Origin of the sequence: Vibrio qinghaiensis (genome assembly GCF_002257545.1) — a bacterium.
Classification (GTDB): Bacteria; Pseudomonadota; Gammaproteobacteria; order Enterobacterales; family Vibrionaceae; genus Vibrio; species Vibrio ordalii.
Genome location: NZ_CP022741.1, coordinates 1,685,371 through 1,705,310, shown reverse-complemented (window position 1 = coordinate 1,705,310; position 19,940 = coordinate 1,685,371). Strand labels below are relative to the sequence as shown.

18 protein-coding genes are annotated in these 19,940 nt (G+C 43.0%); 4 read left to right on the top strand and 14 right to left on the bottom strand.

Going from position 1 to position 19,940, the window contains the following annotated elements; translation table 11 throughout:
- Positions 1–15: 15 nt before the first annotated feature.
- From CCZ37_RS07800 to CCZ37_RS07790, 3 genes are all read right to left on the bottom strand, one after another.
- A complete protein-coding gene (locus CCZ37_RS07800; protein WP_029627194.1) occupies positions 16–765 on the bottom strand; it encodes a SanA/YdcF family protein in 750 nt (249 codons plus the stop codon).
- Positions 738–1,061, bottom strand: coding sequence for a DUF3392 domain-containing protein (locus CCZ37_RS07795; protein WP_029627192.1), 324 nt, complete (start codon positions 1,059–1,061; stop codon positions 738–740). The genes CCZ37_RS07800 and CCZ37_RS07795 overlap by 28 nt, the downstream gene beginning before the upstream one ends.
- A gap of 62 nt (positions 1,062–1,123) precedes the next feature.
- Positions 1,124–2,812: an NAD-dependent malic enzyme gene (locus CCZ37_RS07790; protein WP_094500232.1), complete on the bottom strand. Its 1,689-nt coding sequence runs from the start codon at positions 2,810–2,812 to the stop codon at positions 1,124–1,126.
- Positions 2,813–3,250: 438 nt separating this feature from the next.
- Here CCZ37_RS07790 and CCZ37_RS07785 point away from each other — a divergent pair, with 438 nt between their 5' ends.
- The gene (locus tag CCZ37_RS07785) at positions 3,251–3,628 is read left to right on the top strand and encodes a transporter (RefSeq protein WP_208613908.1); all 378 of its coding nucleotides are present in this window, start codon (positions 3,251–3,253) and stop codon (positions 3,626–3,628) included.
- Positions 3,629–3,678: 50 nt separating this feature from the next.
- Here the strand turns inward: CCZ37_RS07785 and CCZ37_RS07780 are convergent, their stop codons facing one another.
- The 8 genes from CCZ37_RS07780 to CCZ37_RS07745 all read right to left on the bottom strand — a co-directional run bounded on the left by CCZ37_RS07780 (position 3,679) and on the right by CCZ37_RS07745 (position 12,971).
- Positions 3,679–4,782 (bottom strand): phosphoribosylaminoimidazolesuccinocarboxamide synthase, encoded by a 1,104-nt coding sequence (locus CCZ37_RS07780; RefSeq protein ID WP_094500230.1) that lies wholly within the window; start codon positions 4,780–4,782, stop codon positions 3,679–3,681.
- 301 nt (positions 4,783–5,083) lie between these two features.
- Positions 5,084–6,766, bottom strand: coding sequence for an aspartate:alanine antiporter (locus CCZ37_RS07775; protein ID WP_017042033.1), 1,683 nt, complete (start codon positions 6,764–6,766; stop codon positions 5,084–5,086).
- A gap of 183 nt (positions 6,767–6,949) precedes the next feature.
- Positions 6,950–7,216 carry a GrxA family glutaredoxin gene (locus CCZ37_RS07770; protein ID WP_010320195.1) on the bottom strand — a complete coding sequence of 89 codons (267 nt, stop codon included), beginning with the start codon at positions 7,214–7,216 and terminating at the stop codon, positions 6,950–6,952.
- A gap of 395 nt (positions 7,217–7,611) precedes the next feature.
- Positions 7,612–8,466: a MurR/RpiR family transcriptional regulator gene (locus CCZ37_RS07765; RefSeq protein WP_010320194.1), complete on the bottom strand. Its 855-nt coding sequence runs from the start codon at positions 8,464–8,466 to the stop codon at positions 7,612–7,614.
- Between the two features lie 312 nt (positions 8,467–8,778).
- Positions 8,779–10,422 (bottom strand): pyridoxal-dependent aspartate 1-decarboxylase PanP, encoded by a 1,644-nt coding sequence (gene panP / locus CCZ37_RS07760; RefSeq protein ID WP_094500229.1) that lies wholly within the window; start codon positions 10,420–10,422, stop codon positions 8,779–8,781.
- Positions 10,423–10,522: 100 nt separating this feature from the next.
- On the bottom strand, positions 10,523–11,035 hold the full coding sequence (locus CCZ37_RS07755) for a hypothetical protein (protein ID WP_010320192.1): 513 nt from the start codon (positions 11,033–11,035) through the stop codon (positions 10,523–10,525).
- Positions 11,036–11,121: 86 nt separating this feature from the next.
- Complete coding sequence (locus CCZ37_RS07750; RefSeq protein ID WP_094500228.1) at positions 11,122–12,027, bottom strand: LysO family transporter; 906 nt, start codon at positions 12,025–12,027, stop codon at positions 11,122–11,124.
- Between the two features lie 23 nt (positions 12,028–12,050).
- Positions 12,051–12,971, bottom strand: coding sequence for an HDOD domain-containing protein (locus CCZ37_RS07745; protein ID WP_094500227.1), 921 nt, complete (start codon positions 12,969–12,971; stop codon positions 12,051–12,053).
- Between the two features lie 369 nt (positions 12,972–13,340).
- Between CCZ37_RS07745 and CCZ37_RS07740 the strand changes: the two genes are divergently transcribed.
- Positions 13,341–13,934: a TfoX/Sxy family DNA transformation protein gene (locus tag CCZ37_RS07740; protein WP_094500226.1), complete on the top strand. Its 594-nt coding sequence runs from the start codon at positions 13,341–13,343 to the stop codon at positions 13,932–13,934.
- An 85-nt stretch (positions 13,935–14,019) separates the two neighbouring features.
- Here CCZ37_RS07740 and CCZ37_RS07735 read toward each other — a convergent pair whose 3' ends face one another.
- The 3 genes from CCZ37_RS07735 to CCZ37_RS07725 all read right to left on the bottom strand — a co-directional run bounded on the left by CCZ37_RS07735 (position 14,020) and on the right by CCZ37_RS07725 (position 17,210).
- Positions 14,020–14,568, bottom strand: coding sequence for a hypothetical protein (locus CCZ37_RS07735; RefSeq protein ID WP_026027603.1), 549 nt, complete (start codon positions 14,566–14,568; stop codon positions 14,020–14,022).
- A gap of 182 nt (positions 14,569–14,750) precedes the next feature.
- Positions 14,751–15,248 (bottom strand): response regulator, encoded by a 498-nt coding sequence (locus tag CCZ37_RS07730; protein ID WP_010319693.1) that lies wholly within the window; start codon positions 15,246–15,248, stop codon positions 14,751–14,753.
- A 30-nt stretch (positions 15,249–15,278) separates the two neighbouring features.
- The gene (locus CCZ37_RS07725) at positions 15,279–17,210 is read right to left on the bottom strand and encodes an ATP-binding protein (RefSeq protein WP_010319694.1); all 1,932 of its coding nucleotides are present in this window, start codon (positions 17,208–17,210) and stop codon (positions 15,279–15,281) included.
- Positions 17,211–17,384: 174 nt separating this feature from the next.
- On the opposite strand from CCZ37_RS07725, the gene CCZ37_RS07720 reads away from it, so the two are divergent.
- Positions 17,385–18,644 (top strand): DUF945 family protein, encoded by a 1,260-nt coding sequence (locus tag CCZ37_RS07720; RefSeq protein WP_094500225.1) that lies wholly within the window; start codon positions 17,385–17,387, stop codon positions 18,642–18,644.
- A gap of 143 nt (positions 18,645–18,787) precedes the next feature.
- Complete coding sequence (serC, locus tag CCZ37_RS07715; protein WP_010319696.1) at positions 18,788–19,885, top strand: 3-phosphoserine/phosphohydroxythreonine transaminase; 1,098 nt, start codon at positions 18,788–18,790, stop codon at positions 19,883–19,885.
- Positions 19,886–19,940 lie beyond the last annotated feature (55 nt).

Genomic DNA, 19,940 nt, shown 5'->3' with positions numbered 1-19,940 from the left:
GCGTCAGTACCTCTTTTAGCTTTCATCTTCGATTGGCTCTAAGGGTAACTCTTCGATCACAATGGGCTCTTTAGGACCTAAAAATTTAGGTTGAGTATTCGTGATATAGAGATCTAAAAATGCTTTCGTACGAGCAAAGACCTCACGCAGCCTCACTTTAAAACCAGAATGAGTCGTTGGCCCTGCAACCGCTAAACACTGAGTATTCATGTTGTGATAGTTGGCAATAAAGAGTGCACGCTCACAATGAAATTGTTGAGAAATAATCAAAAAATTATCGGTTTCGAAGATACGTTTTGCGCGAACAATGGAGTCTAAAGTACGAAATCCTGCATAATCTAAGTAAATGTGTTCACTCGGGATCCCTGCGCGTAGTAAATCGCGCTTCATCGTCCACGGTTCATTGTACGAACGGTGAGCATTATCACCACTGAGTAAAAACCCTTTTACCTTGCCTTGTTCATACAAAGCGATCGCGGCTTCAATTCGATGGGCATAATAGTCATTGAGCGTCTTACCCAAGTACTTACTGGTTCCAAGTACAACAGCGACTTGGAATTGACCGACTTGGTTTTGCTCGGTGACGATTTGTTTTTCGGCCTGCCAACTGACCCAGCGATCAATGCCAAGCACAAAAAGGCTTGAAATGAACAACAGTACAGACACGTAGCGAAGCAGCGTGTAAACCCGCTTTTTCCAAACAGGGCGAGAGTGATTTGAGGATGAAAATTTTAACACTAAATTTGACGGTTCCTTTGTGCCCAGATCCCGATAGCAATAAAGCAGAGCATAATAATGCTAAACATCATGCCTGATTCTAACTGCGAAAGTGTCCGAGCAAGGTAAGGGCTCGCTTTGATGATCACCAAACCGTAGCCGAAAGCGTTAATCAATATAAACGTAAATGTGCGAATGACAAAGTGTTGGTTGCGCATTAGCTTGCGCATCGCGGCGTTAATCTCTCCACCGAGCATCACGAGCAAACAAGCGATCAAGGCGGTTGATATCTCCGTTAAATACGGTGATAAGTAATGCCCTGCGGGCGCTAAAAAGTTCATCATATTAACTCACAGAAAAAGCCCCTAAACATCAGCCGAAGCTTAGGGGGCAGCAGAGTAGGAGTTTAGAAAGCAGTGCGTTTATAGCGACGGTATACTGGCTGCCAAAAATGCTGCTCAATAGCGGTTTCTAACACATCATCTGGGATCTCCAGTGCAACGCCTTGCTCAATCGCTTTTTTCGCTACCGCAAACGCAATTTTCTTGGAAACGGAGTGAATGGCTTCCAGTGGTGGAAGTAACGCACCATGCCCATTAAGCGCCAGAGGTGAACAGTTGGCGAGTGCGCGGCTTGATTCCATCAGCATCTCATCAGTGACTCGGCGCGCATTAACCGCCAGTACGCCTAAGCCGATACCTGGGAAAATATAGCTATTGTTACATTGTGCAATTGGGTAGGTTTTACCGTTATGCAACACGGGAGCGAACGGGCTGCCTGTGGCGACGAGTGCTTCACCGTTAGTCCAACGGAGAATGTCATCAGGCGTTGCTTCAACACGGCTGGTTGGGTTCGACAGCGGGAAAATAATCGGGCGTGGGCAGTGTTTGTGCATCTCAGTGATAATCTCTTCACTGAATAATCCCGGAGCACCAGAAACACCGACCAACACCGTTGGTTTGCCATTTTTCATTACTTCCAGTAATGAAAAACCATTGCCTTCTGTGTTCCAATCATGCGTGTCTTTGTTTTTTTGTACGAGGCGCTGTTGGAAATCAAGTAGGTTAGGCATGCCTTCTTGCAGCAGACCCCAGCGGTCAACCATATAGACCTGAGAACGTGCTTGTGCATCGGAAATGCCTTCTGAGACCATTTGCGCGATGATTGCTTCGGCAATGCCACAGCCCGCAGAGCCCGCACCAAGAAACGCGATACGCTGCTCGGAGAGTTGACTGCCCGCGGCTTTGCATGCGGCCAATAGCGAACCTACAGTCACCGCCGCAGTGCCTTGAATGTCATCGTTAAAACAACAAATACGGTTTTTATAACGCTCTAATAGTGGCATTGCATTCTTTTGTGCAAAATCTTCAAATTGGATCAATGCATCAGGCCAGCGACGTTGCACCGCTTGAATGAACTCTTCCACAAACGCCTCGTATTCAGCCCCAGTAATGCGAGGGTGACGCCAGCCCATGTACATCGGGTCAGCCAAGCGCTGTGGGTTATTGGTTCCAACATCGAGCACGACCGGTAAAGTATAAGCAGGGCTAATACCACCACATGCGGTATAAAGTGCCAGTTTGCCGATAGGAATACCCATGCCACCAATTCCTTGGTCGCCCAAGCCGAGAATGCGTTCACCATCGGTCACTACGATAACTTTTACGTTATGGTTCGCTGCATTATTAAGTAAATCATCGATGTGGTCGCGATTTGGAAAGGAGATAAATAAACCACGCCCGCGACGATAAATATTTGAAAAATTTTCACATGCCGCACCGACTGTTGGTGTGTAGATGATCGGCATCATTTCGGTAATGTGGTTTTGCACTAAACGGTAGAATAGGGTCTCATTAGTATCTTGAATATTGCGCAGATAAATGTGCTTATCCATATCATTTTCAAAGCTGCAATATTGTTGGTATGCACGAACAACTTGTTCTTGTATCGTTTCCGTCGTTTCAGGAAGCAGGCCTTCTAAGTTGAAGGAACTGCGCTCTTCAGCACAAAATGCACTGCCTTTATTGAGCAAAGGCGTGCTGAGTAGAGCGGGGCCCGCATAGGGAATATAAAGAGGGCGTTTATCATTATTCATTGTCGGCCTATTTTAGGGTAGAAGGGAACTCAAAAATGATAACGGTTTACTCATGAGATTGTAAATAGACGAGCGGCGACACATGGCACAGAATACTGAAGAATGCCGATAAAAACGGTAGAATTCTCCGTGTTAATTGCTGAGGGCATCAATGTACACATTTTTGTCTACTGGTCTCCTTTAGCAGAGATTTCAAAAGTAGCGTTGAGCGATGATCACTTTAAGTGATAAAGCGACTTTTTGTTCACGGTTTGAAATATTAATCAATCAGACACATATGTCGGCAAGTCTGTTTATGCTTTGTTAAGGATTTGGTTTTGATATAGCTAATCCATTCGATTTTAAGGTATAAAAGACCATTTTTTTATATCCTATTGCTATATAAACCTTCATGGATGATATTGGGTATAGTGTACTGGCAATTTGTCGGGGGACAAAATGAATACACCTGAAAGGACTCGAGCCGTATTTGACTACACCACATTCCTCGGTGCGTCATGCAATAAAAAATGGACATTTCTCGAAGCTATGACGTCATTTGCACCGATTTTTGGTACGGTTTGGAAAGACAGCATTAAAGAATTATCAACCCCCGAAGATCGCTTGTGGGAAATGGCGTTGAAGTCGTTATCAACCCGTTGTAGTGATGAGGCGAATTTAATTTCACTGGTAAGATTGGCGAAATTAGAAGGAATTGAAGAGATAAAGTTAGTGATGCCGTATGCGTTGGATTCTGAGCAAATCAAAGTGATTCAGAATAAGAGCCAAGCCTTGATAAAAAATACAAAACCAGACGAATTTATTATCACCCTGTAAGGGGATAAGCAGGTAACGGGGCATATTTAATGCCCCGTTATTGTTGAGTGCTAGTCAATCAAGCCATATTGAGAACGCAGGATAGTAATGATCTCTTGCTTTGGGTTTTGGCTTAATGCGATCGGTTGGCCAACAATTTTCTCTGCAATCGCAAGATAGGTGTTGGAAATATCCATTAATGCAGCCAAAGGCAGTGCATTTTCACGAGCAAGCGCTTCTCGCTCAGCCATCCGTTCTTTGTTGAGTAAAATATCAGGGTCTGGGAAGTAGTTGAGCAAGAATTGACGAAAACCCTCTTTCGAATTTTCCACAATACGTCCTTGCTGATAGGAAGCACTCTCCCAGATGCGAGACGAGTCCGGCGTACCCACTTCATCCATATAAATGAGCTTCTCAACGCCGTTAGCATCGGTGACATAACCAAATTCAAACTTGGTATCGACGAAGATTTGCTCTACTTGACGGAGTGCTTGGCTAATGACGTTGAAGCCTTCTTTTAATAGCTGTTCGTACAAGGCAATATCTTCGACACGACTGAAGTTAAAAGCGGCAAAATTCTCTTCAATATTATGACGTGAGATATTGACATCATCGGCTTCTGGAACACCGGGAATGCCTTTTAAGATGCCTTTGGTTGATGGGGTAATGAGCAGCTCTGGCAGTTTTTTATCTTTCTGCAAGCTTTCTGGTAATTGAATACCACAAAAATCTCGTTCACCTTTTTCGTAAGCACGCCACATTGAACCAGTAATATACTGGCGACAAATCGCTTCAATTTTGATTGGCTTGGCTTTTTGCACAATCCATACAAAAGGATGGGGAATATCTAAAATATGGCTATCGGCTAACCCGTTCTCTTGAAATAGCTTAAACCAGTGGTTTGAAATCGCGTTTAATGCCGCGCCCTTACCCGGTACACCTTTGATGCCACCTTCGGCATGCCAGATACAATCAAAAGCGGAAATACGGTCACTGATTACCATAATGGCTAAAGGTGCATCAGGAGCAACGTTGTAGCCTTTTTCTTTGATCAAACGTTGGCTATCTTCGGGAGTTAGCCAATAAACAGAGCGAACTTTGCCGCTATGAACTGGTTGGTGAGTGCGAATTGGGAGGTCGTCATTGACGGCAAGGATTTGATCAGCAAGGCTCATTTAGACATTCCTATTTTTTTCAAACGTCATACAGAGAAGATATCGCTCAGCTCAACGCTAGTAAAGATATCGATAAACTGTGCGCATCATACCAGAACTATTTTCTGCTGCCAGATAAAAAGCAAACGATTGCCTTTCGTTTGGAAAATTAAGCAGTGGTGAGTTGAATTCAGGAGAAAAGATGCAGTTCTGAGCCGATAAAGCGGCAAACATTGAGATAAAAGCGAAGTAAATAGAGGGGCGATGGCTCGCCAAAAGCCACACATGTGACTTTGGCGAGTAGCACTGAGGATTATTAGGTTTAGCTGAGTAAAATTAAAATAGTTCCTGTCAGTGTCATCAGTATATTGGCGATAGCGTAGGTGCCAGCATAACCCAATGCGGGAATGGTCGATTTTGCGTAGTCGTTAACGATATCCATCGCTGGTGCGCAAGTTCGTGCCCCGATAATCGCACCAAATAGAAGCGCGCGGTTCATTTTCAAAATGTACGCACCGACCAAATAGGCAAAGACGACTGGCACCACGCTGACTAAAAATGCAAGGCCGATCACTTGTACGCCCACTTCTGAGAGGTGCTGGAACATTTTCCCGCCAGCACTTAAGCCAATGCCTACCATAAAGAACATCAAACCTAGGTCTTTCACCATATTTAATGCCCCTTGCGGTACATAGCCGAAAGTGGGGTGATTAGCTCGTAAAAACCCGAGCATGATGCCAGAAAGTAGTAACCCAACTGCGTTACCTAAACCGAAGGAGACTTGCCCAAAGGTCATGGTGATTAAACCAAACAAAATACCGAGGATAAAGAAGCTACAAAAGGCGAGCAAATCCGCCATTTGACTATGGATAGAGATGAAACCTATCTTATCGGCCAAGCCTTGAACACGGCTTTTTTCACCACTGACTTGCAATACATCGCCTTTGGCAAGCACAATGTCTAAGTCCATTGGCATTTCAATTTGTGCGCGTATCACTCGGTTCAGGAAACAACCATATTCGGATAAATTGAGATCCGATAGGCGTTTACCGGCAATACTGTCACTTTTTACGACGATTTCCTCTTCAGAGATGCGTAAATCCAGTAGGTTGCGATCAAACACCTCTTTACCATTTCGAAAGCTAGGGTCTAGCCTTGCATGACTGTCAGGGAAGCCGACCAATGCAATTTCGTCCCCTTCTTGCAAGATGGCATCACCGTCAGGATGGGCAAGAATACCATTACGTCGGATACGCTCAATATAGCAACCAGTCTGGCGATAAATACCAAGCTCACGTAAATTACGTCCATCAATCCAGTTGATCAGCTCTTGGCCGACCCGATAGGCACGGATGATAGGTAAATAGACTTTGCGCTGACCACTCCCCCCAAGCCCACGTTCTTGAGCAATCTGCTGAGCAGAATCTGAGAGGTTTTGTTTTTGCAACTTAGGCAGCAATTTAGCAAACATGATCATGCTGATAAGACCAATTAAATAAGCCATCGCATAACCGACCGAAACGTTATCCAAAATAAGGGATAAATCCATATTCCTTGGAAGCGTCGCTAAACCTGAGTTTAACGCATCTTGCGCACCAACTAACACGGGGGTGGAGGTTAATGCACCTGCCATCATGCCAGCGGCTAAGCCAAAATCGAGGCCGAGATAATAACTGCCAAAATAGGTAATCCAAGTGGCGGTAATAAGCACCACTAAACTTAAGATGAGATAGTGTTTTCCATCACGGAAAAATATGCCAAAAAAATTAGGGCCAGCTTCAATGCCGACACAATAGATGAATAGCATGAAACCTATGGTCAACGCTTCAGCATTGAAGGAAAAACCAAGGTGCCCCATGATGAGTGATGTAATTAACACCCCAATAGAGTTACCTAGTTGTAAGCTGCCAAAACGAATTTTGCCAAAACCAAGGCCAATCGCTAAGACAACAAAAATAAGAAGAATAGGGTTCTGATCAAGCAAAAGTACGACGTCGATATTCACGGCTCAACTCGTTATGTGTGCCAAGTGGGGTAGGTAAAGTGTGGGAATTGTATCTTAATATTGCAAAAAGATAAGTGAAATTTGTGACAATTGACATTTCACTGACTTAATTTGAGAAAGGACTATCTAACTGTACAGGGCAAAAACCCGCTGATTATTAGCGGGTTTTTATATTTCTTGGCATTATTCGTCGAATAAGCCTAAATGCTCTTTCGCATAAGCTTCAAAATCAGTGCAGCCACCGATGTGTTCTTGATCGATAAAGATTTGTGGAACAGTCTCAACTGGCTTACCCACGGTCTTTTCTAGATCAGCTTTACTGATACCTTCAGCGTGAATATCAACATAACGGTAGTTAAAATCGTCGCGTTTCAATTTCAATGTTTCAGCGTGTTCTTTTGCGCGAACACAGTAAGGGCAACCCGGGCGGCCAAAAATAACAACGAACATAACTTTCTCCTTAATTCTTGTTGCGTGCAACTATGCCCGATCCGAGGTCGGAAATAAAGTGGCAATCACCAGTTGCTTCAATAGGTAAAAGCTATTGTTTATTTCATAATCAACGTAAGCTTATCTTTAAAAACATCAAGAAAGATATCGAATATGGTACGTCATATTACATGTCGAATAATTTTGTATTTTACGTGGTTATTCTCTTCATGTTGAACGGCATCAAATTTTTTTAAGATGGTTGATTCTAGGAGGCAATCGAGATGAAAGAAAAGAGAGTGATAGCATTATAGCTGGCGTTGAAACCAGTTGCGTTCTAAAGACATAAGCAGGGCTAGATAAAAAACGGAGCAATTGAGCTCCGTTTTAACGATTATTTTAGGATCGCGATTATCTTAGAACTGTGACAGTTTATCGTAGCGCGAGTCTTTTAGTACATCCTTGACGCGTTTAAGATTTTCACGAAAACCAGAGCCACGACGCAGGGTGAAACCAGTAGCCAGTACATCAATTACCGTCATTTGCACCACACGGCTTGCCATGGGCATATAGACATCAGTATCTTCAGGCACGTCAAGAGAGATCGACAACGAGCTTGCTTTATCCAGCGGTGAATCTTTTGCTGTAATCGCAATGACAGTCGCACCATTTTCGCGCGCAAGATTGGCGATTTCCACTTGGCTTTTCGTACGACCTGTATGCGAAATCAAGACAATTACGTCATTATCGGTACAGTTGATGCAACTCATGCGTTGCATCACGATATCTTCAAAGCAAGTGATCGGAATATTAAAGCGAATAAATTTGTTTTGGGCATCTTTTGCCACAGCAGAAGAGGCTCCTAAACCGAAGAAAGAGATCCGTTTTGCTTGTGTGAGTAAGTCAACTGCACGGTTAATTTGCATTGGATCCAAGCTATTTTTAGCTACATCCAGACACGCCATAGTCGATTCGAAAATCTTATGGGTATAGGCGTCTGGGCCATCATCTTCTTCAACATTGCGGTTTACGTACGGAGTTCCGTTAGCAAGGCTTTGCGCTAAATGAAGTTTAAAGTCGGGAAAGCCTTTGGTGTCGAGTCGTCGACAAAAGCGGTTTACCGTTGGTTCACTGACATCGGCCATTTTGGCGAGTGTCGCAATACTTGAGTGAATCGCGGTTTGTGGCGAAGCCATAATCACTTCGGCAACTTTACGTTCCGACTTGCTAAAGTTTTCCAGATTTTTTTGAATTTTTTCTAATGTATTCATAGTGTTCACGCGGGCGAAGAGAACAACTCGTTGGTTTTACCCTATTGCCCTTTTAGGGGGATTGGAAATAATACATTTCCAAAAAGGTACGTTAAACCAACGCCATGCAATGAGTATAAACCTAGGATGTGGATTTCCGTAACAATTCAAGTTATCAATTGATGAGAACATGACAAACCTCAAACAAAATTTCATCAAAACTACAGAATTTAGATTTAAATCGATGATTAATGAAAATTTACGGCTCATAAATGATGTATTAGTTACAGCAAAAAGAAATAAATTTTCAATTTGCTGTAATTTACAGGGATTCTAGCTGGTAATTCTTTGTGCAAGCTGCACAATTTTAGCCATCAAATTAGGGGCTAAAGTGGCAATATGTCGCTGCTCATCTAATATCGAGTGCAAGATAGCATGTGTCGTTAGCGGGTTGGCCAATACCACGCGAAATACGATGGTATCAAGCTTGTCCCAGCGTTCTGGGTTTAAACGGGTTCGAGAGACAAATGAATGCCCCGTTTCCCTTTGTTTTTTCTGCACAAACTGGGTTATTTCGTTCAGCAACTCGTTCAATTCTGCCTTTTGGTTTGGTAAGGCTTGCTGTAGAGCTTGGCGAACTAATGCTGGAATATAACGGTAGGTTAAAAGGCATAGTTCGGGTTCAGAAACTAGCTCAAAATCGTCTTGTGCTTTAATCAAGTCAGCGAAATAGCGAGCTTTAGCAATACTCTGGTCAATCAATAATTCGTAGCCTGGGCGACTAATAATGTGCATGCTAGCATACACCAACATAGCCATACCTGAACGAGAACCTTCCAATGTATGACTGCCGAGATCTTTTGACCCCTTGCGTAAAATGTATTGCGCATGATGCTCAATTGAATGCATTGCATCAGGTTTTTTGAATAGTACCATGCCTGCCCCCATCGGCACGTAGAGCTGCTTATGTGCATCAATCGTTACGGAGTCAGCCAACTCAATACCATTGAGTAAGTAGCGGTAATTGTTCGACATTAACGTGGCACCGCCCCAAGCGGCGTCTACGTGAAAATGACAACCTTCTTGCTGGCAAATATTGGCGATATCTCTTAAGGGATCAATGTTGCCTGTTTCTGTGGTTCCGGCGACGCCAACAACTGCAAAAGGTTTAATTTTCTGGCTTTTTAGGTGTGCCATTTTAGCTTTCAAATCTTGCGGGCATAAGCGGTTGTTGTGGTCGGTTTTTACACAAACTAAGCCTTCTTGGCCGATACCCAATACATCAGCGGCTTTCTTTAAGGAATAATGGCCGCGATCAGACACTAAAATCGCTAAACCATGGTAACCATAATGACGCATGGCTTTAAAAAGCCCCTCTTTTTCGACGCCTTGGAAATCACCATCGGCTTTCAAAGCATTATTGCGAGCCACCCACAATGCCGTGATATTGGCAATCGTTCCGCCAGAGCAGAATGCACCAAGCGAATGATTGGCACTGTGCATCCATTGGCTGTAAAAGGCGTCGTTTTCTTGATAGATCAAACGATGCAACATACCCAAAACCTGTCGCTCTAGCGGTGTAAACGCTTTCGACGTTTCAATTTTGACTAAGTTTTGATTCAGCGCAATCATGATCTTTGATAACGGCATCAAGAAATATGGCAGTGCAGATGTCATATGACCAATAAAGCTGGGAGCCGAGGTATGTACCGAATGAGCGACTAAATTATCCAACAAATGTTGAGTATGTTCTGAAACGAACGCCGGTGACTCTGGAATTTGCGGATTAGAGAAATCTTTTTCGATCTCTTTGAGTGGTTTTTCTTCAGCGACAATATGTTCACGCAAGAAGAGGTTCAAATTGCGTGATAGCTCTTGGTCTATTTTTGTCAGTGTTGAATCGGGGCCTTCGGGCACAGTGAAGATCCGTAACAAGCTCTCGAAACTCACATTTGCAGTTTTTTGTTCTGATACCATATAGCTTCGTTATTTTGATTTTTATGGAATGCGGGCGGCACAATCTAAACGAAAACGGGACAGTTGTCCCGTCTTAATTCGGCTAGAGTAGAGGCGGCGACTAGTTACAGACTTTCTTTTCGATCAAGGCGATGGCATCGTTATATTTATTCAACGCAGCTTCGATCTGCTTCGGATGACTGAGCAATTCGGCTAAGGCTGAACGTAATTCATAGTTTTTTTCGTTAGGCTTCGCTTGGCGATCTTCATAGGTAATTTTAGCAATGTGACCGAGTTCATCACTGCGTGAGGCCAATACCTTGATCTCGTGTTGTTCTAGCTTTAGCCAAGCTTCTACAGGTTGCGAGGTAGCGACTTTGGAAGGATCATTGCTGAGGTAATAGTGGACTGCTGCACGGTTTAAGTCAAAGTGGTGCTGGCGTCCTTGCAGAAACCATTGGCTGACTTCGGTCAGTTCAGGATATTGCGCGGTCGTTAAGTCGGCGAGATCACTATACCAATGGAGTGACGCGTCGATATAAGCGTCATATTTTTCGGATAAGCATTGGTTATCAGCAGCGAGAGCAACATTCGCTGAAGTTGAGAGCAGTAGGGCAACGATAACACGTTTCATAAATCTTCCTTTGGGCTTTGTTATTGTGTGGGAATTTTCTATTCCCTTTTTTTAGTTTAAATGAAGGCTAAAGTGATTCCTGAGATCTAGCCTGCAAGTGATACAAAGAACAGCATAAGAATAGGCACCAGTAGGCTGAGAATAAACCCACTGACAATCGCGATCGGTACGCAACGAACCCCGCCAGTTGTTTGGATCACGGGCAAGGTAAAATCCATCGCGGTTGCGCCAGCATAGCCGATGGCAGAGCAAGGTTTGGTTCGGATTAGCATGGGGATCATCACTAAAGCAACCAGTTCTCTCAGTAGCTCTATCATGAAAGAGGCACCACCATAGACTGGGCCGAAAGCATCACCCATTAAAATCCCGGCAAGTGAATACCATCCAAAACCGGAAGCCATGGCTAGTCCTCGATAAATTGGTATATCAAGAATCATGGCCGCAATGATCCCCCCAATCCAAGAGGTCAATATAATGACTAATGCGATGACCATTCCGTATTTATTGAGCAAAATTTGTCGTAGAGTTAAACCACTATTTCTCAACTGAATACCAATAAAGAAAAGCAATACGAACAAGATCCATTCACTGGCGGTGCTGACCCAACTTAAATCGAATCCTAATACAACCCCAAGCGCCAATCCTCCACCGACAACCACAATCAGCTTTACGGATTCTAACGCCATGCTAGATAGGGGGAGTTTTGAATGGTTCGCATCGGTTTTTATGGGTAGAAATTGGTCAATAAAGGGCAAGGCCAACAAGTTGCAAGCACCGATCATCAAGAAAAATACGGTGGTAAATTTGAGTATCAACTGTAGGTTACTGCCCAAGTTATCGAGGGCTGCCAAGCTTAAACCCATCAGAAACAGAATGACGTAAACTAACCAAGACGTGGCTTTATTTAATGCGGCTAGCCACTGTTGATTGGCAATAGAAAATAGATACCCCACTATTAGTGGGGCAAAAATAAATAACATCCCTGAGAACATCTCATCCTCTGATTATTTTGGGTTTAGAAGCCGCTTGCGTTGATCACATCATTGAGTTTTGATTTGAATTCAAGCTCACTAAGGTTACTTAAGTTGTATAGCACCTCAGCTCCGGTCGCATTAATTTCGACGTCATGCTCTTCAATCTCTTCATCTTGACGACGAAACAGTAAAAGATGGTGAGCAATACGTGCCACATCAAGGTAACTGACTTCGTGAGAAGATGCGACTAAAGATTCATTTCCTGCTACTTCAAGGAAATCTGAGTCGAACCCCCAACTTCTTAACACAAGCTGACTGGTTTTTGAACATCGCGACTGAAAAATCTGTAGGGCGATGTTTTGATCGAGATAGTTGCCTTTCTCAAGATATAAATGATATTCGTGTACCAGACAAAACAAGCCGATATCCGCAAGTAGACCGACAAGTAAGGCTTTTTCCTGCTCTAAATGTTGATATCGGTTTGGTTCAAGTTGTTTAAATGCGTGAGTAACCATCACCATGGTTGCGCCAAGCTCTCGCGATATGGCGGCGCTATTAACCAATATTTTATTGCATTCTTTGCTTAAGTTTACGGAGTGTTTTAACTGCTCAATCGCTTGGGCTGTTACAATGTCGCGTACTCGTAGTATGCCTAAGCGTGATACCGCCGTGACTAAATCCGTACAGGTAATATTTCGACGATTAAAGACAACAGAGTTTGCTACGCGTACTACAATTGCAGTCAGTCCGGGATCTTCAAGTAGACAATCGGCGACATCTGAAATTTCAGTAGATTCTAATGTGCATAAGCGCTGTATTTTTAGAACAACATCAGGAATAGGAGGAAGTGAAATTTTACCTGTGCTGAGTGAGTGTTCAACCAATTGAGAAAATTCGCTTTCTAACCCTTGGATGAGCATTTGGTGATGATCTGGAAGCCAGTAAAAAGATAGATGATTCATAAATTTGTGCTCAATCTGTACTGAAGGTATTTTACCGTCTACTAACCTAAATAAGCAATCCATTCACCGTCAAACACATCAATTTGTTTGCTTTATGGCTTTCCCTTGATACGTTAATGACAGCGGATGTGTCAAAAAAATTTATTCACAAACACAATTGTGTGATTTAAATCTCATAATTCTACTGAGATATGTCTATTGATGTGATGCATGCCCAGACTTATTTTGTATCGTTAACTATGATAGTAACCATATTAAGCAAGCTAATACTAAACTACTAAAAGCTTGTTACTAACTTACTCTTTTTATTCGCAAAAATACGCTGCTATCTGGTGATCACTATTAATCGGGGAACTTGATTAAGGATCAATGGATATGATTGAGCATGCATTTTTCAATTACGTTATTAAATTTGGCGCGTTCCAAAAGCGTTCAATGTTTGGCGGTGTTGGGCTTTTCCAAAAAGAAGCGATGTATTCACTGATTAGTGAAGAGTCTGTTTTTATTCGTGGTGGTGAAGAGCTCGATGATGTACTGACAAAATTAGGCTGCGAAAAATACAAACACGTTAAAAAGCAGACCACAGCGACGGTTAATTATTATGATATAACAGAGCTTTTTGTGAGTAATCATGAGAGCCTAGATACCATAATTGAACGTTCCATCCGCTATTCTGTTGAGCAACGTAGCTTTCAAAAATCTTCTGCAAGTCGTCGACTACGTGATTTACCCAACATGCAGTTAACGTTAGAGCGTATGGTTAAAAAAGCGGGCATCAATGATGTGGAAACATTCATGCGCTTAGGTGCTCCTACGATATTTTCTAAAGTGAAAAAAACGTACGGCAGTGACGTCGATGTAAAGCTACTGTGGAAGTTTGCTGGCGCGATCGAAGGCATTCATTGGAAATTGCTGCAAGAGCCTCGCAAGCGTCAATTATTAGAAAGCTGTTCATTACGCTGACAGTTTGGAACAGTTATCAAATAAATAGTTATCAAATAAAAAGCCGAGTCTTACGTCTCGGCTTTTTATTGTATTTAGCTTACACCTAGAACTTAAAACGAGTCGTAAACATCAGTTGATCGCCGTAAGCATCATTGATGCGAGCCTCGGCACCGAGAGAGAAAAGTTCTGTAGAATGAAAGCGGGCATAAACAGACGCAATCCAGTCATCATTGTCATCGATAGAAACAAAGCCACCTTTGCCACCAACTTCCAACTGTGGACCAAGCCATTGGCGCACGCCAAGGTTTAATTCCATTCCTGTATCGGCGCTTTTATTATCGCGGGTATCTACGACGCGTAATAGCATTTCACCCGTGAAGTCAGCCCAGTTGTTAATAGGAGCATGAAAGCCAAAACCTGCGGCTGCGTCAAAATCACCTTCAAACTCAGAGTCTATACGACCAATGACATGTGCATTTGGGTGAATTGATTTGCTCATCGCAGCACCAAAGGTGACTGGACTTGCTCCAATACGAGCTTCGATATAGTCATAACTAAAATTGCTCATGACGGATGGGCTATTTCGGTCTATTTCTGCCAGTGTTTGGCCTGAGGCTAGCAGCAAAGCGGCTGCAATGATTGTTTTACGCATAGTCACTATAAACCTATATTTTTAGTTCATTTCCATGGTCAGTCGCGGAATACCCACGGTGACATTAAAGAATTTAGACATCTTAGTGCATAGATTGACATTGTCGCCATTAAAAAGTGTCATTCTTTTGTTGTCTTCGCAAAAAATAAGCAAAGAGAGTGCCATTTCTTCGTTAGGATATTTTATTCACCAAAACTGATGCGGTTTTGTGCGATCGCATTGAAGATTTTCTCGGCATCCAAGACTCTGGCCCAAGGCATTAAATCCGATTCATTTTCAATCATATATTGTGTTAATTGATCTTTGATAACATCGCGGAGTTTGTTCCCATCCCAAGGTTTGGCTACATAAAAATGTAGGCTGGCATTATTCACCGCTTCTACCGTGTCTTCTAGCCCTGCTTGGCCTGTTAGTAGCACTTTGCGTGTATGTTGCGTCTCTTCATTGCGGCTTAATTCAATTAAGAAACTAATACCTGTTTGTTCGGGCATAATGTGATCGCACAAAATTAAAGCCAGCTTGATATTTTGAGCTTGGTGATCGGCAATCACTTCTTTTGCCTCTGCAACAGATTCTGCGGCTTCTAAGATAAAAAACTCTTCAAATTCGTCGAGGTCTTGCACGACGCTGTCCAATACTTCACGTTCATCGTCCACGCATAAGATCAAAAATTTGTTCATGATATTCTCCTTAATCATTAGCACGACAAGTTATCGACTAACTGGCAGCCATACCGTCATCGTCGTGTATTTATCCTGTTCAGATTGAACATCGATCCAACCTTGATGCTGCTGGACTATTTGTTGGCAGACAGAAAGCCCAATACCGAGCCCAAAGTTACCTTCTTTTTTAGTGGTGTAATTTAAGGTAAAGATACGATCTTTGTCGTCATTGGTGATCCCACAACCATTATCCGTGAAACTGATAGTAATAAAGGGTTGATTACTCTGATTAACTAATGCGGTTACAATGTGCAGTACGCCATTAGCTGGAAAGGCATCGATGGCGTTTGAAATAAGGTTTGTCCACACTTGTTGTAAAGCAATCGGCTGGCAAGTGATTAAAGGCAAGTCAGCATACTCTTTTTCTACTTTATGTCGTTTAAGACGGTTTTCGAAAATAACCAGAGTGTCCTCAATACCTTCATGAATATTGACCTTGTGCAGCGCTTCATCATCAGGGCGAGCATAGCCTTTAAGGCTTCGTACCATATCGGCGATACGTTGGGCACAGACATTAATAGAGCGAAGCGTACTACCTGTTAGAAAATAGTTTTCTAATTGCTCCAGTGTCTCTAGGGTCTTTTCAGGGGCGTGCTTAGCTGATTGTCTGAGCACGAGGTCATCATCCAGATTCAGTTTGACCAATTTTTTCGCGATCAAACGGTGATGAATGTCATTTTCTATGGCTTTTGCACGAGCCCGCTCTTCTGATGTAGAAGTAGGCTTGGCTGAAAGTGCATTCCTTAATAACTGGCTGCCTTTGTACTGAAGGTTTTGATGTTCGGTCTCTTGGACTAAGAGCTCGATTTTGTCTGACAGCGTTTCAGTTCCACGTAAAATGGCTGCGACAGGGTTATTGAGCTCATGAGCAACACCAGCAACGAGCTGACCGAGCATGGCCATTTTCTCGCGCTCGATTAATTGCCGATGCGCTGATTCAAGTGATTCGAGCGTTTTTTGTAGCTGCAATTTAGTGTTGATACTGCGTTGTAAGCGCCGATTAAAATGGCGAAGCAGCAAGTTAGTAAACAGGGGTAATAGCCGAGTATCCGAATGCATGACTTTGGCAAATACATCTCGATCTAGCTTAATCACATCCGTTTTGGTCAGTGTAACGGCGGTTGAAAACGATTTTTCACCAGTAACAAAAGACATACCACCGACAATGTTGCCTTTTTTATGGCGAACCACTTCCATTTGGTTGCCTAAATCATCTTTTTTATACAAAGCGACCTCACCTTCAGTAATGAACCAAAGAAAGCGGTTTTCCTCTCCTTCTTTAGTGAGAAAGTGGTTGGTGGAATAGGTTAGGCAGGAGTGTGTTTCATCTTCGTCTTCATTTGCAAAAAATTGATGCAATGCACCAATCACCTGTTCGGCTAGTGCTGTATCTGAAAGCTTGTGGTAATCGGAGATAAAACCATCTCGATAGCTGCGCATTTTATTATCGATGTGCGCGCGTAAGATGCGCTGTTGATCAAGTACGGTGCTGTAGTTAAGAATGTTGTCTTGATCATTATCTAAGATGTAGGTCGTGAGCTCTTTTTGGATGGTTTTATAGAGCACGTTATCTTGTAGTGGTTTAGTGAGACAGTGATCTAATCTTCCCTCATTGACGGCGGTGAGAATGGCTTGAATATCTTGTCCGCAGCTTATCAGCACTTTCCGCGCTGAACGCGTGTGGGTTGATTTATCGAGTTGAGTCAAAAAATCCGCACCATCAAACTGCTCATGGTGACTGGCAATGACCAATGCAATCGTTTGTTGCTGTTCGTGCAAATATTCTAGGGCTTGCTCAGCTTCATCTATGGTGTCCGCTGTATGAAGATCAAATTTAGCGGCGAACGGAGCTAACTCAGCACGCAATTGTTCTGTGCTGATTGGGTTATTGTCTAAACAAAGTAGTGCGTAATGGTTCACTCAAGCCTCTGCCGCTCTTGCTGTTTTGACTACTGTAGCAAGTATTACGCGGTGGGTTTGAGAGCTAGGTTTTAGAATTTCTCATCACATCTTAGCAATACTCTGACCTAACTCCATGTTTTGGTTTTCAATTGTTTACGGTAGACTGAGTGAAATCTTTAGGAATGGAATATTATGAAACAGTTAAAAATCATTGGCGCGCTTGGTGGTGCTATCGCGTTAGCGTTATGTTGGCCGCTGGCTGTCGGGCAAATTGGCGAAAAGTTGGTCACTAACGGTATTGCCAATTTTTCTTCAGGCTCGATTGAGGCGGAAATTGTCAGTTATGATCGCGGTTATCTCTCATCGACTGTGCAAACACGTTATCAGATTGCAGATAACACCCTCAAGCAGCAGTTTGTTGCTGATGGTTTACCGACCCAAGTTTTAGTCAATAGCGAGATTAAGCATGGCTTGTTCGGTTTAACGGCTACCTCCGTTATTGCAGATCAAGAAAACCTACCATTGACGATGACCACTATCACGCAGTTGAATGGCAATACTCAATACACTGTGGCGCTAGACAGTTGGTACTACCAAAGTGAAGATGGCGAGATGACGTTCTCGACAACGCCCGCTACATTAAACGGTGATATTTCGGTGCTAGGTGAAATCACTTATCAACTGAATGTTCCTTCTGTTGAGTTGGATTTTACCAGTGGTGAAAAAATGATGCTTTCACAGCTAACTGGTCAAGGTATAGGTAAACAAGATAAAGGCTTCTGGCTAGGACAACAGTCATTGGCGTTGGCAAAAATTAATCTTGTCGATGGGCTAGGTGAAAATACGCTGAGTATGGACAACATGCGTTATTCCTTTGATTCGGTATTAAAAGGAGAGCCTTCTCGTTTTGATAGCAATCACTTGATTGAGATGGATAAATTAACTTATAGCGAAGGCGAGGTGAAGGACCTCAATCTTGACTTTACCTTGGGTGATTTAGATGGCGACTCGTTTGAGAAGCTCTCATCGCTTTACCAAAATAGCCCTGAACTGTCTGATGAAGATATCCAACAAGCGTTGCCTTATGTGCAATCATTATTCGAGAAAGGTTTTTATCTATCGATGAATAAAATGGCGCTAAAAGTTGGCCAAGGCGGATTTGAATCAAACTGGAAGATTGCCGTTCCTGAAGGAACAAGTAACGTGGTGCAAGATCCTAGCATTATTTTACCCTCCTTAACTGGTCACATTGATTCTTTTATTTCTAACCACTTAGTTGAGGACTTTCCTTTTATCCAGCAAGGTATTGATGAGCTTGTTGTGATGGAAATTATGCAGCAAACCGATCAAGGATATCGACTCCAAGCTGAACTGAAAGAGGGCAACTTGGAATTTGAAAATGGCAATCAAATGCCGCTATTGACACTATTACTTCCAGCATTGATGCGATAGCGAACGACGCTCAAGCAAACGATTTTGCGAGTTTTAGCAATCAGTAAGAGAAAAGAGCCGATAGAAGCTCTTTTCTCGCTTTTTATCCACATCAAAAAGTGGTATTAATCACATTAATTGTCGATAGCAGGAGCAAGGAACTCATGGAATCAAATCAAGCGGGCCCAGTCTATAATTTCAGCGCAGGCCCAGCAGCCTTACCGAAAGCGGTGATGGAAAAAGCGCAAGCCGAGTTTATTAACTGGAACGAGCTTGGCACGTCCGTTATGGAAATCAGTCATCGCAGTAAACCTTTTATTCATGTTGCTCAAGAAGCGGAGCAAGATCTGCGTGATTTGCTTAATATCCCGAGTAATTACAAAGTGTTATTTTGCCAAGGTGGAGCGCGCGCTCAGTTTGCAGCAGTGCCTTTAAATCTATTGGGTCATGCAACTAAAGCGACCTATATTGATGCGGGTTACTGGGCTGAAAGTGCGGTCAAAGAAGCGAAGAAATATTGTGAAACCGATGTTTTCAATGCCAAAGTGACCAAAGAGGGCAAAACAGCGATATTACCGGCCAGCGAATGGAAAATTGATCCTGAGTCGGCTTACGTGCATTTTTGTCCGAATGAGACGATCGATGGTATTGAGATTAATGATTTACCAGATACAGATAAACCGATTGTAGCTGATATGTCATCCACGATTCTGTCGCGCCAAATAGACGTCTCAAAGTACGGTGTTATTTATGCTGGAGCGCAGAAAAATATTGGGCCAGCGGGGATCTGTATTGCGATTGTTCGAGATGATTTACTTGATTTAGCCAGTGATGTGCTGCCAGCTATCTTGAATTATAAAGTGCAAGCTGAACAAGATTCCATGTTCAACACGCCACCTACATTTGCGTGGTATTTGTCAGGTCTCGTATTCAAGTGGCTAAAAGGGCAAGGTGGTGTCGCGGCGATTGAGAAAATCAACCGCGCGAAAGCCGCGCTGCTTTATAACGCGATTGATGCATCACCTTTTTATCGTAATAACATTCATCCAGACAATCGTTCACTGATGAACGTGCCTTTCCAATTAGCGAAGCCAGAGTTAGATAGCACGTTTTTAGAGTTAGCCGAAGCTCGAGGTTTAGTTTCGCTACAAGGTCACAGAGTTGCAGGTGGTATGCGTGCCTCTATTTACAATGCAATGACACTGGAAGGTGTTCAAGCCTTAGTTGATTTTATGCAAGAGTTTGAGCAGCAGTACGCCTAACGCTTTTTGATGGTATAAAACGATATAACATCAAATACGACCTTAAAAAACAAAG

Coding starts and splice junctions, on each gene's coding strand:
- CCZ37_RS07795 (WP_029627192.1), bottom strand. CDS start 1,061: ATGATGAACTTTTTAGCGCCCGCAGGGCATTACTTATCACCGTATTTA.
- CCZ37_RS07790 (WP_094500232.1), bottom strand. CDS start 2,812: ATGAATAATGATAAACGCCCTCTTTATATTCCCTATGCGGGCCCCGCT.
- CCZ37_RS07785 (WP_208613908.1), top strand. CDS start 3,251: ATGAATACACCTGAAAGGACTCGAGCCGTATTTGACTACACCACATTC.
- CCZ37_RS07780 (WP_094500230.1), bottom strand. CDS start 4,782: ATGAGCCTTGCTGATCAAATCCTTGCCGTCAATGACGACCTCCCAATT.
- CCZ37_RS07770 (WP_010320195.1), bottom strand. CDS start 7,216: ATGTTCGTTGTTATTTTTGGCCGCCCGGGTTGCCCTTACTGTGTTCGC.
- CCZ37_RS07765 (WP_010320194.1), bottom strand. CDS start 8,466: ATGAATACATTAGAAAAAATTCAAAAAAATCTGGAAAACTTTAGCAAG.
- panP (WP_094500229.1), bottom strand. CDS start 10,422: ATGGTATCAGAACAAAAAACTGCAAATGTGAGTTTCGAGAGCTTGTTA.
- CCZ37_RS07755 (WP_010320192.1), bottom strand. CDS start 11,035: ATGAAACGTGTTATCGTTGCCCTACTGCTCTCAACTTCAGCGAATGTT.
- CCZ37_RS07750 (WP_094500228.1), bottom strand. CDS start 12,027: ATGTTCTCAGGGATGTTATTTATTTTTGCCCCACTAATAGTGGGGTAT.
- CCZ37_RS07745 (WP_094500227.1), bottom strand. CDS start 12,971: ATGAATCATCTATCTTTTTACTGGCTTCCAGATCATCACCAAATGCTC.
- CCZ37_RS07740 (WP_094500226.1), top strand. CDS start 13,341: ATGGATATGATTGAGCATGCATTTTTCAATTACGTTATTAAATTTGGC.
- CCZ37_RS07735 (WP_026027603.1), bottom strand. CDS start 14,568: ATGCGTAAAACAATCATTGCAGCCGCTTTGCTGCTAGCCTCAGGCCAA.
- CCZ37_RS07730 (WP_010319693.1), bottom strand. CDS start 15,248: ATGAACAAATTTTTGATCTTATGCGTGGACGATGAACGTGAAGTATTG.
- CCZ37_RS07720 (WP_094500225.1), top strand. CDS start 17,385: ATGAAACAGTTAAAAATCATTGGCGCGCTTGGTGGTGCTATCGCGTTA.
- serC (WP_010319696.1), top strand. CDS start 18,788: ATGGAATCAAATCAAGCGGGCCCAGTCTATAATTTCAGCGCAGGCCCA.